This window comes from Alkalicaulis satelles (assembly GCF_008630495.1).
Lineage (GTDB): Bacteria > Pseudomonadota > Alphaproteobacteria > Caulobacterales > Maricaulaceae > Oceanicaulis > Oceanicaulis satelles.
In genome coordinates this window covers 1-11,920 of sequence record NZ_VWOJ01000005.1, presented here as the reverse complement: position 1 = coordinate 11,920, position 11,920 = coordinate 1, and the positions used below count along the sequence as shown (strand labels likewise).

General features: G+C 66.1%; 9 protein-coding genes. 3 read left to right on the top strand and 6 right to left on the bottom strand.

The window, feature by feature from the left end:
* Positions 1-107 precede the first annotated feature (107 nt).
* Positions 108-2,723 carry an ATP-dependent chaperone ClpB gene (gene clpB / locus F1654_RS12755; protein WP_150023950.1) on the top strand — a complete coding sequence of 872 codons (2,616 nt, stop codon included), beginning with the start codon at positions 108-110 and terminating at the stop codon, positions 2,721-2,723.
* Between the two features lie 64 nt (positions 2,724-2,787).
* Positions 2,788-3,606, top strand: a complete 819-nt coding sequence (locus F1654_RS12750) for a dienelactone hydrolase family protein (protein WP_150023949.1) — start codon at positions 2,788-2,790, stop codon at positions 3,604-3,606.
* Between the two features lie 10 nt (positions 3,607-3,616).
* Here the strand turns inward: F1654_RS12750 and F1654_RS12745 are convergent, their stop codons facing one another.
* Positions 3,617-4,492, bottom strand: coding sequence for a hypothetical protein (locus tag F1654_RS12745; protein ID WP_150023948.1), 876 nt, complete (start codon positions 4,490-4,492; stop codon positions 3,617-3,619).
* Between the two features lie 169 nt (positions 4,493-4,661).
* On the opposite strand from F1654_RS12745, the gene F1654_RS12740 reads away from it, so the two are divergent.
* Positions 4,662-5,228 carry an acyloxyacyl hydrolase gene (locus tag F1654_RS12740; protein ID WP_150023947.1) on the top strand — a complete coding sequence of 189 codons (567 nt, stop codon included), beginning with the start codon at positions 4,662-4,664 and terminating at the stop codon, positions 5,226-5,228.
* On the opposite strand, the gene astB is transcribed toward F1654_RS12740, so the two are convergent.
* The 5 genes from astB to F1654_RS12715 are packed head-to-tail and all read right to left on the bottom strand — an operon-like array spanning position 5,229 to position 11,649.
* Positions 5,229-6,581: an N-succinylarginine dihydrolase gene (astB, locus tag F1654_RS12735; protein WP_150023946.1), complete on the bottom strand. Its 1,353-nt coding sequence runs from the start codon at positions 6,579-6,581 to the stop codon at positions 5,229-5,231. It abuts the gene before it with no gap.
* Positions 6,578-8,032: a succinylglutamate-semialdehyde dehydrogenase gene (gene astD, locus F1654_RS12730; protein ID WP_150023945.1), complete on the bottom strand. Its 1,455-nt coding sequence runs from the start codon at positions 8,030-8,032 to the stop codon at positions 6,578-6,580. The genes astB and astD overlap by 4 nt, the downstream gene beginning before the upstream one ends.
* Positions 8,029-9,054, bottom strand: coding sequence for an arginine N-succinyltransferase (locus tag F1654_RS12725; RefSeq protein WP_150023944.1), 1,026 nt, complete (start codon positions 9,052-9,054; stop codon positions 8,029-8,031). The genes astD and F1654_RS12725 overlap by 4 nt, the downstream gene beginning before the upstream one ends.
* Positions 9,055-9,074: 20 nt before the next feature.
* On the bottom strand, positions 9,075-10,331 hold the full coding sequence (locus F1654_RS12720) for a hydrolase (RefSeq protein WP_150023943.1): 1,257 nt from the start codon (positions 10,329-10,331) through the stop codon (positions 9,075-9,077).
* 25 nt (positions 10,332-10,356) lie between these two features.
* Positions 10,357-11,649, bottom strand: a complete 1,293-nt coding sequence (locus F1654_RS12715; protein WP_150023942.1) for a cystathionine gamma-synthase family protein — start codon at positions 11,647-11,649, stop codon at positions 10,357-10,359.
* Positions 11,650-11,920 lie beyond the last annotated feature (271 nt).

The window sequence follows — 11,920 nt, the reverse complement described above, 5'->3', positions numbered from 1 at the left end:
TGTGCCCGATATGCAACACCTACATGCGCTTTGAACCGGGCGGACGGGGCGCCTCGAGCAAGGTCCCGGCCCGCCTGTCTCGCTGACATTCAGGAGACGGACCTGTCATGAATATCGAGATCTATACCGATCGCGCCCGAGCGATCCTGCAAGCCGCCCAGGGGCTTGCCATGAAGCGCCGCCACCAGCACTTCGCGCCCGAGCACCTGCTCAGGGCGCTGATGGAGGATGAGGGCGGGCTGGCGCCCAATCTGATCCGCGCCGCAGGCGGACGCCCGGAACTGGTGGCGGACCTCACCGACCGCGCCCTTGAAGCCCTGCCGCGCGTGGACGGCGGCGGCCAGCTCTATCTCGCCCCGCGCACGGCGGAGGTGTTCACCACCGCCGAGGACGCCGCCAAGAAGGCTGGCGACCAGTATGTCACCGCCGAGCGCCTGCTTCAGGCGCTGAGCGTGGTGCAGGGCACCAAGCCGGCGGAGATTTTCAAGCAGGCGGGCGTGACGGCCCAGGGCCTCAACACCGCCATCAATGATTTGCGCAAGGGCCGCACCGCCGACAGCCAGTCGGCCGAGGACGGCTATGAGGCGCTGAAGAAATACGCCCGCGACCTCACCGCCGCCGCGCGCGCCGGCAAGCTCGACCCGGTCATTGGCCGCGACGAGGAGATCCGCCGCGCCGTGCAGGTGCTCTCGCGGCGCACCAAGAATAATCCGGTCCTGATCGGCGAGCCGGGCGTGGGCAAAACCGCGATTGCCGAAGGACTTGCCCTGCGCATCGTCAATGGCGACGTGCCCGAGAGCCTGAAAGACAAGAAGCTGCTGGCCCTCGACATGGGCGCCCTCATCGCCGGGGCGAAATATCGCGGCGAGTTCGAGGAGCGTCTGAAAGCCGTCCTCTCCGAAGTGGAGGCGGCGGGTGGCGGCATCGTGCTGTTCATCGACGAGATGCACACCCTGGTAGGCGCGGGCAAGACGGACGGAGCGATGGACGCCTCCAACCTCCTCAAACCCGCCCTGGCGCGCGGCGAGCTGCACTGCATCGGCGCCACCACGCTGGATGAATACCGCAAGCATGTGGAGAAGGACGCCGCCCTGGCGCGGCGCTTCCAGCCGGTCTTCGTGGACGAGCCCAGCGTTGAGGACACGGTCTCCATCCTGCGCGGCCTGAAGGAAAAGTACGAGGTCCATCACGGGGTACGCATCGCCGACAGCGCGATTGTGGCCGCCGCGACCTTGTCCAACCGCTACATCACCGACCGCTTCCTGCCCGACAAGGCCATCGATCTGATGGATGAGGCGGCGGCGCGCCTGCGCATGCAGGTGGATTCCAAGCCTGAGGCGCTGGACGAGCTCGACCGGCGCATCATCCAGCTGAAGATCGAGGCCGAAGCGCTCAAGAAGGAAAAGGACGAGGCCTCGCGCACCCGTCTGGAGGCGCTGACCAAGGAACTCGCCGATCTGGAATCGCGCTCCAGCGAAATGACCGCCGCCTGGCGGGCCGAGAAGGACAAGCTGGCCTCGGCCACCGAGGTGAAGGAGCAGCTCGACCGGCTGCGCGCCGAGCTCGCCGACGCCGAACGCCGGGGCGATCTCGCCCGCGCCTCGGAGCTCAAATACGGCCGCATCCCGGAGCTGGAAAAGCGCCTGTCCGACGCCGAGGCCGCCAGCGCGGCCAATGGCCAGGGCGCCCTGGTCAACGAGGTGGTGGACGAGGAGCAAATCGCCGGCGTGGTCAGCCGCTGGACCGGCGTACCAGTGGACAAGATGCTCGAGGGCGAGCGCGAGAAACTCATCGCGATGGAAGACGGGCTGCGCGCGCGCGTGGTCGGTCAGGACGATGCGCTCGAAGCGGTCTCCGACGCCGTGCGCCGCTCGCGCGCAGGACTCAAAGACCCGGCCCGGCCCATCGGCTCCTTCCTGTTCCTGGGCCCCACGGGCGTGGGCAAGACCGAGCTGACGAAAGCCTTGGCCGAGTTCCTGTTCGACGATGAAGGCGCGGTCACAAGGCTCGACATGTCCGAATACATGGAGAAGCACTCGGTCAGCCGCATGATCGGCGCCCCGCCGGGCTATGTGGGCTATGACGAGGGCGGCGCCCTGACCGAGGCGGTGCGCCGGCGGCCCTATCAGGTGATCCTGTTCGACGAGGTGGAGAAGGCCCACCCGGACGTGTTCAACGTGCTGCTGCAGGTGCTCGATGATGGCCGCCTGACCGATGGTCAGGGCCGTACGGTGGATTTCCGCAACACCATCCTGATCATGACCTCCAATCTGGGTTCCGAATTCCTGCTCTCAGGCGATGTGGAGTCTGCGCGCGAGGATGTGATGGGCGCGGTGCGCGCCGCCTTCCGGCCGGAATTTTTGAACCGGATTGACGAGATCATCCTGTTCAAGCGCCTGGAAGAGCAGCACATGGGTTCAATCGTGGACATTCAGCTCAAGCGCCTTGAGGCCCTCTTGGCCGACCGGCGCATGACGCTGGCGCTGGACGACGCGGCCCGGGCCTGGCTTGCGCAGAAGGGCTATGACCCGGCCTATGGCGCGCGTCCCCTGAAGCGCGTCATCCAGAAAGAGCTGCAGGATCCGCTGGCCCGGCTGATCCTGGACGGCACGCTCAAAGACGGCGACGCCCTCTCCGTCTCGTCCGAAGCCGGCGCCCTTACCGTCAATGGCCGCGCGGTCAGCCGCAATGCGCGCCCGCCGGCGCAGGCGGTGATCCAGTAGGCGCTTTACCTGGAGGGCCGGGCGGGGAATGATCCCGCCGCCCGGCCCTTCCAAGGACGCCCCCATGCCCCAGCCCTTCGCCGACATCCTCCATACGGACAACCGCACGCCGTTCGAGGACATGTTCGATTTCGAGGCCGCCGGCATGGCCCATCCGGTGCTGGCCAGCGGGCACGGGCCGGGCGTCATTCTGATGCATGAACTGCCCGGCTTTGTGAGCGAATTCTGGCGCCTGGCGCGCTGGATCGAGGCGGCGGGATTCCGGGTCTATGCCCCGGCCTATCTGGACCCCGCCGGCAGCGCGCTGGAAGAGGTGCTGGCCCTGCATGGCCGCGTGGGCGGCATGGCGCGCGCCTGCGTCTCCAGAGAGATCCGCCTGTTCGCGCGCGAGGGCGGCAGCCCGGTCTCCGACTGGCTGCGCGCGCTGGCCCGTCAGGTTCACGCCGAGTGCGGCGGGCCGGGCGTGGGCGCGGTGGGGCTGTGCCTGTCGGGCAATTTCGCCTGGTCGGTGGCGGTGGAGCCCAGCGTTCAGGCCGCCGTGGCTGCCGAGCCCGCCGTGCCGTTCAACAATCCGGGCGGGCTGCATCTGTCGCGCGACGAGGCCGAGGGGCTGAAAGCGCGCGCGGACCTGCCGGTCATGGCGCTGCGCTTTGACGGCGACCCCTCGTGCAAGGCCGAGCGTTTCGCCGCCCTCACCGATCTCATCGGCCCGGAGCGCGCCCTCACCCGCGTCCTGCCCGACGAGGCCAAGAACCCCGGGGGCAATCCCTTCCCCCATGCGGTCCTAACCCGGGACCTCATCGCCGCCGACGGCCAGCCGACATTTGAAGCCGCGCGCGAGGTGCTGGGCTATCTGACTGCGCGGCTGATTTACTGCATATAAATGATCAAAATTAATCGCCTTCCTTTGCTATCTCGTAGGCCTTTAAATGCAATAAACAGCGCTTATTGATGTATCCCTTACTTAATGTGGGTTTGTGTCCAATTGCCGCTCTCAGCCTCCCCGATTTATTCAGAACCCGCAATCGATATGAGAAATACCCATCGAGCCCATTTTTCGAAGAAAAAATACTCCTATAAAATAAAACCAAATCAACCGCTATTGTTTTATCGTATTCGAGCTTTTCCCCTGTAAACAGCTCATCCTTAAGCCTAATCTCTCTTGTAAATTCAGTTTGGGATGGCAATGTGCCGAATTCTGCATACAAAGTTCCGAGCTTCAACTCCGAACTATCAAACCCAAGTGAGGCAATCACATCATATGCTGGGGAAAGTCCAGTATTTTTGCATTTTAACGCAAAAACCAATCGACCATCTCTGGTGACTTTTACTGACAGGTCACTTATGTGCAAATATGGTCGAACTTGCGCCTCACCAATTCGCCTTGTGTCCGCAGCCAAATTCCGAGTTTCACGAAAGGTCTGGAAAATCAAATAAATACCAACACCAGAAAGTAGCAACCCAACGAACCCTGCTAACATCAGACCTTTAGTAAATGCTGCCGAGTCGCGCTGAATTCTTGCCAGAAAAGCGGATTGTTGGAGTTGGCCGTCCGACCGCAACACCTCAATCTGGCAGGAAACTTCTTCAATTTGGCTCTCAACCTCTGCACATAAGGCGAGCTTTCGCTTTATGTCATCAGACTCAAAAATTGCCTGAAAATTCGAACCCAAACGCAATTGATAAATAGGCACCAAACTCGCGATAACGAACAGCACAACAACGCCAGCAACCACTATGCCAGGCCAGTATTTTTGGTACTTGTCCAATGAAAACCTCGTTCGGCGACGCCATGACATTCTTTGTAGATTCGTGATGTCCGCATAATACAAAAAGCCCACTGAACGCGGCTGAGCCCCGCCCCGAAAATCCCCGCTAGGCGCCGCGCGGCAAGCACCTTAGATTCGCGCCAGATTTTCTTTTCCGGGGGACTTCACCATGCGCCTTGCCCTGCTCGCGTCCAGCGCCCTGATCGCCTGCGCGGTCGCAGCGCCCGCCCACGCCCAGCTCAGCGAGCTGCGCGCCGGGGTGGCCGCCCATGACGTCTATAACGGCACCGAGGACGGGGTGCAGATCGTGGTCGAGGCGCTGTTTGACAGCCCCGATTTCCTCAGCTGGGCGTTCTCGCCCCGGCCCTATCTGATGGGCTCGTTCAACACCGCAGGGCTCACCAATCTGGGCGCGGCGGGACTGGCCTGGGAGGGTGGTCTGACCGAGCGTTTCTCGGTCGAGGGCTCTTTCGGCATCTCGTATAATGACGGAGTGAAGGACTTCGCCCACCTGCCGCCCGATGATCCCGAGCGCCTGCGTCTGGCCTCCACCCGCGCCGCGCTGGGCTCGCGCACCCTGTTCCACATGCGCCTGGGGACCGATTACGCCCTCACCGACCAGTGGCGCGTGGGCGTGTTCTACGAGCACTATTCCCACGGCCAGATCCTGGGCAATGGCCGCAACCAGGCCCTGGACGAGGTGGGTGTACGGCTGGGCTACCGTTTCGGTCGGTAATCAGGCCCCGGCTCTTTGGAATGGATAGAAGTCCGATCCCAGCCCCAAAATCTGCGTCAGCGCGTCCAGCGCGGCGCGGCTCTCGTCCACCAGGGCGGGATCGCCCAGATCGTCCGGCGCCAGCGTCTCGCGGTAATGGGCGTTGGCCCAGGCGGTCAGCTCCTCATGGCGTTCCGGCGTCAGCCAGGCGCGCGGATTGACCGCGGCGCGCTGGGCCTCATCCAGCACCACCCGCAGGCGCAGGCAGGCCGGCCCGCCGCCATTGCGCATGGACTGGCGCACATCGGCGAAGCGCACCGCCCCGATGGGGCCGTTGCCCGCCGTCAGGCGCTCACAATAGGCGCGGGTGGAGCCGGTCTCTTCGGTCTCCTTGGGGGCCAGCAGCACCTGACGCCCCTCGCCCGGCCAGATCAGGAGCTGGGAGTTGAAGAGATAGGAGGTGATGGCGTCGCTGAGCGGAACCTCGGCGTCGGGGACCTCCACAAACACCGGCTCGAACAGCCCGTCAGCGGCCTTGCGGATGGCGGCGAGCGCCGCGTCCCGGTCCTCGAACGCATGCTCGTGATAGAACAGCACCGGCCCCGTCCCCACGCACACCACATCATTATGAAACGCGCCCGCCTCGATGGCCTTGCGCGACTGGCGGATATGGACGGTGCGGGCCGGATCGAGCCCATGGCGGCGCGCCACCGCCTGGCAGGCCTGCAGGGTCTGGCGGGCGGGAAATTTCGCCTGCCAGTCCTCGAACGCATCGCGCCCGTGGACGAAAATCTCCACCCCCGGCGCGCCATGATCAGCGCACAGGCGCACATGATTGGCCGCGCCCTCATCAGCGAAATGGGATTGGGAGGGCAGCGCGCCATGGACCTCAAATCGGTCCTCGTCAGCAAAGATGCGCGCCAGCGCCCGCCCGGTCTGGGCGTGCTCGATGGAGCGGTGCAGGGCGGTGACCAGATTGGCCGGGGTGAAATGCACCCGTCCGTCGGACGTATCGGCGCCCGGCGACACGGTCGCCGCATTGGCCGCCCACATGGACGAGGCCGAGAGCATGTTCAGCGCCAGTTCCGGCGCGGCCTTATAGGCCGCCTCCCACACCGCGCCATCGCTGGCCCCCGCAAAGCCCAGCGCGCGCAGGGCCGGGATGTCCGGGCGTTCCTGCGGGGGCAAAATGCCTTGAGCCAGCCCCGCATCGGCCAGGCTGCGCGCCTTGGCCAGGCCCTCGATCACCCCGTCGCGCGGGCGCGCGACCGAGCCGCGATTTTTCGCGCTGGCCAGATTGCCCGGCGCCAGCCCGCCATAATTATGGGTCGGGCCGACCAGCCCGTCGAAATTGGCTTCTACCGCGCCGCTCATGCATCCAGCCCCTTGATCGCCTGGCGCATCAGCGCCGGCGCGGCCTGGGCCGCCACGGGGTAGGCGCAATAATCGGCCGCGTAATACGCGCTGGGGCGCAGATTGCCCGACTGGCCGGGACCGCCGAAGGGCATGGTGGAGGCCGCGCCGGGGGTGGGCCGGTTGAAGTTCACGATGCCCGCGCGCACCAGCGCGCGGAAGCGCGGCCACAGGTCCGAGTCATCGCTGACCAGCCCGGCGGCCAGGCCATAGGCGGTGTTATTGGCCTCGGCGATAGCGGCGTCGAAGCTCGCAGCGCGGCGCACCTGCAAAAGCGGGCCGAACACTTCCGCGTCGGGTGTCTCGATCCCGTCCACATCGATCAGGCCGGGGGTGACGAAGGCGGGGCCCTGCCCGCGCTTCGCCTTGACGATGGCGCGCGCGCCAGAGGCCAGCAATTGGTCCTGGGCTTTCAGCACCTGATCGGCGGCATGGGCGCTGACCAGCGAGCCCATGAAGGGTTCGGGGCTCGCATCCCAGGCGCCGATGGGCAGTCTGGCGATCAGGGCGGCGATGGCCTCGATCACCTGATCACCGGCCGCTCCTTGCGGCACGATCAGGCGGCGCGCGCAGGAGCAGCGCTGGCCCGCCGTGATATAGGCCGACAGCACCGCCACCCGCGCGGCGTTCTCGGCGTCGGCGGCGTCCCAGACCACCAGCGGGTTATTGCCGCCCATCTCCAGCGCCAGCTGGATGCCGGTGCGCCCGGCGAATTTTTTATGGATGAAAGAGCCCACACCCCAGGAGCCGGTGAACAACACGCCGTCGAGATCGCGGTCATCGAGCATGGCCGCGCCGGTCTCGCGCCCGCCCTGAACGAGATTGAGCACGCCCGCGGGCAGGCCCGCCTCGTCCCACAGCGATGCCATGAAGGCGCCCACGGCCGGGGTCAGTTCAGACGGTTTGAACACCGCCGTATTTCCGGCCAGCAGGGCCGGGACGATATGGCCGTTGGGCAGATGGCCGGGGAAGTTATACGGCCCCAGCACCGCCATCACGCCCAGCGGCTTGTGCTCCAGCGTCTGCTCGCCGAAATCGGTGGCGGTGCGCGTGGTTCCGGTGCGGTCCAGATAGGCTGCGATGGAGACGGCGATCTTGCCGGTCATGGCGCCCGCTTCGGTACGCGACTCCCACAGCGGCTTGCCAGTCTCGCGCGCGATCAGCTCGGCGATGGCCTCGCTGCGCTCTTTCAGGAGGCCAGCGAAGCGCTCGGCCACGGCCTTCCTCGCCTCGAACCCGGCCAGCGCCCAGTCCGCGAAGGCCGCGCGGGCGCTGGCGAACGCCGCGCGCACATCATGGGCGTCTGCGGCTGCGCCTTCCCATACCACCTCGCCGCTGCCCGGATTGAGGGAGGTGAAGGGCGCGCCCGCGCCCTCGCGCCAGGCGGCGTTGATATAGAGCGATCCGCTCATGACACAGTGTCCTTGGTCCAGATGCGTACAGGCTCGCCCGCCGTCACATCCAGCGCGCGGCAGGCTTCGGGGCTCAGCGCCGCAGCGCCCTCGCCCGGCGTGATGTCGGCGTAGATGCAGCGGAAATCGCCAATGCGATCGTTGGAGACCAGCGCGCGCACGCGCCCGCCCCCGAGCGGTCCGTCCGCCACGCTCACACGCTGGCTGTCGCGGATGGTGCGCACCTCATCGGTCCCGCAAGAGACCAGCGGGCCGCCGTCGAAAATATCGATATAGCGCTCATAGCGCAGGCCCTCGGCCTCCAGCAGGCGCAGGGCGTTCACCCCATGGGGATGGGTCTTGCCGATCACCGCGCGGGCCTCGCGCGGCAACAGGTCGAGATAGATGAGATGGGACGGCATCAAGTCCAGGATGAACTGGTTGTCGGTGGCCGCCGAGAGCCGGTCGGCTTCTTCAAAGCTCATCTTGAAGAAGGGGCGCGTGACATGTTCGAAGAAGATGGAATCGCCCTTCTCGTCCACCACGCCGCGCAATTCGGACAGGATGCGCTTGCCGAAGCGTTCGCGCGCGGACGCCACCAGCATGTAGCGCGCCTTGGCGGTCAGGCTGCCCGCCCCGGCGCCGCGCGCCTCATCGCTGACGAACAGCGAGCCCACCTCGGTGGAGCCGGCGAAATCATTGACCAGCAGCATGGCGTCCATGTCGAAACGCCGGTTCGCTTCCTTGGAGGCCTGGGCGAAGGTGAATATCTTGAAGTCGAAATACGGCTTCTTGATCCCGACCATGGCCTTCACCGCCGAGGTGCCCAGGATCGCGCCGGTCTCGGTGTCTTCGAGCATGAGCTGGTAGCTGCAGTCGCACGGATCGGAGAGGCGCCCGTCAAAGGCGGCTTCGGACGCGGCGAGCTTGGCCGCCAGGGCGTCATCGGGCAGGGCGAGGCTGGTGAAGCCGGGCCCGGCGGCGCCGGCCAGTTTGAGAAATCCGTCCACATCGCCCGACCGGGCTGCGCGCACCACCAGCATGAAACCCCCTTGTCCCCGCCCTACCCCTTGGCCAAGGCCCGCGCCTCGGCGGCGTCGAAGCGCCCGCGCGCAAACTGCATCAGCATCACCGCCGAGAGCCGGGCGCGCTCGGGCAGGCTGGAGAGCTTGGCGATCTCGCGGCTGGAATGAATATCGGCGCCGCGCACGCCCAGAGTATCCACATTCGGACAGCCCGACGCCCACAGATTATTGCCTTCGCACACCCCGCCGGTGTCCTTCCAGCGAATGTCCAGGCCCAGCGGCTCGCCGGCCGCGCGGGTCCATTCGAACATGCGCAAATTGGCCGGGCTCATTGGTTTGGGCGGACGGGTGAAGCCGCCATGCAGGTCGGCCGTGATGCCGTCGCGCGCATTGGCGCGCTGGACCAGCGCATCGATCTCGCGCTTGGCCCACACCGCGTCATCCTCGGTCTTCACGCGCACATTGAAGCGGCAAATGCCCAGCTCCGGCACCACATTGGGCGCTCCGCCCCCGTCAATGCGCGAGACATTGAAGGTCACGTCCGGGCGCTGGCCGTTGAGGGCGTCAAGCTGGCGGGCGAAATCGGCGGCGGCCACGATGGCGTTGCGGCCCAGATGATGCTCCCGCCCCGCATGGGCTGCGCGGCCCCGGCAGCGCAGGGAGAAATTGCCCGAGCCCTTGCGCGCGCCCGCCAGCGAGCCGTCCACAAGGGCCGGTTCATAGGTCATGCCCACATGGGCCTTGGCGCCCAGCTCGGCCAGCACCGGGCCGGAGCCCAGCGAGCCGATCTCCTCGTCCGGGCTGATCAGCAAGTCATAGCCGATTTCACTGGCCCAGGGGCTGCGCTCCAGCCCCATCAGGGCGTGCAGCATGACGATCAGCCCGCCCTTCATGTCGGCGGTTCCCGGCCCGTTGATGGTGTCCTCGTCCAGCATGCGCCACTCATCAAACCCGGAGCCGGGCGGGAACACCGTGTCGTGATGGCCGGTCAGGACGATCTTCACCGGCGCATCGGGCCGTTTGGTCAGGCGGAAGGCGGGCGTATAGGCCACCTCGCGCAGCTCGCCATCAACCTCCACCGTCAGGGAGGGCTTGAGCTCCACCGCGCGGATTTCACCCTCCAGCGGCGCGAAAGCCGTTTCCAACTCGGCGCGCATGGCTTCAAGACCATCGGCGTTGCGGCTGCCCGAATTGATCGCCGACCAGCGCTTGACCAGCGCCGCCATGGCGTCCCCCTCGCCCTCGATCCAGTCGAGGACGGCGTTTTCGTCCCGGTCCAGCGTCAGCGATGTCATGATATGCGTGCCGTCCGTTTCAGCTTCAGGCCTGCTCCAGCGCCTGTTCGAGATCGGCGATCAGATCATCGGGGTTTTCAATCCCCACCGAGACCCGCACCATGCCGCCGGTAAAGCCCAGACGCTCGCGCAGGGCCTCGTCCACGCCGGCATGGGTGGTGCTGCCGGGATGGCAGATCAGGGTTTCGGTGCCGCCAAGACTTACCGCCAGCTTCAGCACGCCGAGCGCATTGAGCATGCGGAAGGCGGCCTCCTGGCCTCCGGCCACGTCAAACGCGAAGGTGGAGCCGTGATGGCCGCCGGACTGGCGGTTATGAACCTCATGGTCGCGCGAGCCGGGCTCCAGGAAGCCGAGATAGCGCACCCTCTCCACCTTGGGATGGCCTTTGAGATACTCGGCCACACGGCGCGCGCCCTCGAAAGCCGCCTTCATGCGCAAGGAGACCGTCTCCAGCGAGCGCGCCAGCATCCAGCAGGTATTGGGATCGAGATTGGTGCCCATGCCTGAGCGCAGCTTGCGCACCGGCGCCATCAGCGCGCTGGCCCCCATGGCCGCGCCGCCGATCAGGTCGGAATGCCCGCCGATATATTTGGTCAGCGAATAGACCGCAATGTCCGCGCCATGAGCCAGCGGGCTCTGGCCGATGGGGCCGAGAATGGTGTTGTCCACCACCACGGGCGGGCGATGGCCCTGGCGCGCGCCAATCTCGTCTGCCAGACGCTTCATCACGGCCAGATCCACCACCTCATTGGTGGGATTGGTCGGGGTTTCGCAGAAGATCACCGCGATGCGGCCAAGCTTCAGGGCCGCGTCCACCGCCTCATTGATCTCCGCCTCGCTGGCGCCGGCGAAGAAGTCGGCGCTTCGGATGCCGTACTGAGGCAGGATGGCGCGGATCAGAGTCTCGGTGCCGCCATAGAGCGGGGTCGATTGCAGCACCACGTCGCCGGCATGGGCGTGGGCCATGATGACGGTGGAGATGGCGCCCATGCCCGAGGAGAAGACCAGCGCATCCTCGGCCCCGTCAAACAGGGTGAGCCGGTCTTCAAGCACCTCCATATTCGGGTTGTTGAACCGCGAATACAGCAGGCCCGCCTCCACCGGATCGCCCGCTTGCGCGCGCCCGCCCATGACGCGGAAGAAGGCTGCGCCCTCCTCGGCGGTGGCGAAGGCGAAGGTGGAGGTCTGGAAGATGGGCGGCTTGATGGACCCTTCCGACAGCTTGGCGTCAAAGCCATAGCTCATCATCAGGGTTTCCGGGCTCAGGGCGCGCGCGCCCAGGGCGCGCTTGCGGTAGGGCGTTTCAGGTTTGCTCATGGCGGGCTCCTGCCGGGGCGCGATGGACGCGCCCGCACGGCGTATTGCAATGGGATCAGCTAGCCCCCTGTCTTGCGACGGGCGCACGCGCCGGTCAAGCCGGGCGCTGGCCTAGCCGCCCCGGAAACCTCGACCCCCCACAGCAAACGGCCCGCCGGGACATCCCGGCGGGCCGCGCTTTTAGTCCTGGTTTATCCGTGATCAGTTGAGGTTGATCAGGACTTCCACACGCCGGTTGAGCGGCTCACGCACGCCGTCCGGGGTCGGAACG